We start from the raw sequence: 968 nt of genomic DNA, 5'->3' as shown, positions 1-968 counted from the left end.
GTGGCGGCGACCGGGGAGGCCGGGTCGTGCGGGGCCGCGTACGCGCCCGGCGCCCCGCCGAGAAGCCCGCCGATCACGGCCATCGCGACCGCCGTCGCCGTCCGTCCTGTACGCCCGAGCCGCACGCCGTGCCCCTCTCGTGTTCCCTGGTCCCCCCAAGACTCGCGAGGATTCGCGCCAAGCGGGGACGAGCCCACCACCCCGTGGTCGGGGTGTCAATGCGCGTGGCCGCTGTGTCTCCTTCGCCCCTTGTGATAGGCAGGGGTTCCAACTGCCGGGCGGGGGACGGATCGTGACACGCGGGAGACGGACCGTGACCCGACACCTCCGCACCGGCACAGGTTCACCCGCCGTACGCGCCTGCCTCCGCCTACGCTGGGTAGGGCTGTTGTGTCCTGTCCCCCAGCCCTTGGAGAAGCCGTCATGGCCGCACCCGCACCGCGCCTGCTCTCCGGCCCCTCCGAACAGCCGATCCCCAGACCGTCGGTGCCGGGCCCCGCGCCGTCCGCGCCCGGCCCGCTGACCAGCGAACCGCCGCTCGCCGACGCGGAACCGCTGACCAGCGAGCCCCCGCTCGCCGACACCGCCCCCCTCACCAGCGAACCGACAGCTCCCGGCACCGCCGGGGGCACGGAGTCCCCAGGAGTCTGAATGGGCCTGGCCAGGCTCGCCGCACTGCACGGTGTCGCCACCTCGTACGCCCCCTCGCCCGACGTCACCGTCCAGGTCCCGGACGACACCGTCGTGGCGGTGCTCGCCGCGCTCGGGGTCGACGCGTCCACACCCGCGGCGGTGACGGACGCGCTCACCCGCGCGGAGGCCACCGCCGCGGAGCGGCTGCTGCCCCCGACGGTGGTGCTGTGGAGCGCCCCCGAGGGGGAGCGGCCCGAGGCCCCGGCCGCCCTGGCGGGGCTGCCGCCCGGGACGACCCTCCAGGTGGAGCCGGAGGGCGGCGGTGCGCCCTTGCC

1 protein-coding gene and 1 pseudogene are annotated in these 968 nt (G+C 76.1%); both read left to right on the top strand.

All coding sequences use genetic code 11. From position 1 onward, the window contains the following. Positions 1-423 precede the first annotated feature (423 nt). On the top strand, positions 424-651 hold the full coding sequence (locus GT042_RS03595; RefSeq protein ID WP_161307238.1) for a hypothetical protein: 228 nt from the start codon (positions 424-426) through the stop codon (positions 649-651). Beyond that, a pseudogene (locus GT042_RS03590) lies at positions 652-968 on the top strand (4-alpha-glucanotransferase); the annotation flags it as partial.

The organism is Streptomyces sp. SID3212, from assembly GCF_009865405.1.
Classification (GTDB): Bacteria; Actinomycetota; Actinomycetes; order Streptomycetales; family Streptomycetaceae; genus Streptomyces.
The sequence above is the reverse complement of the archived record's forward strand: the minus strand, read 5'-3'. Positions and strand labels throughout refer to the sequence as shown.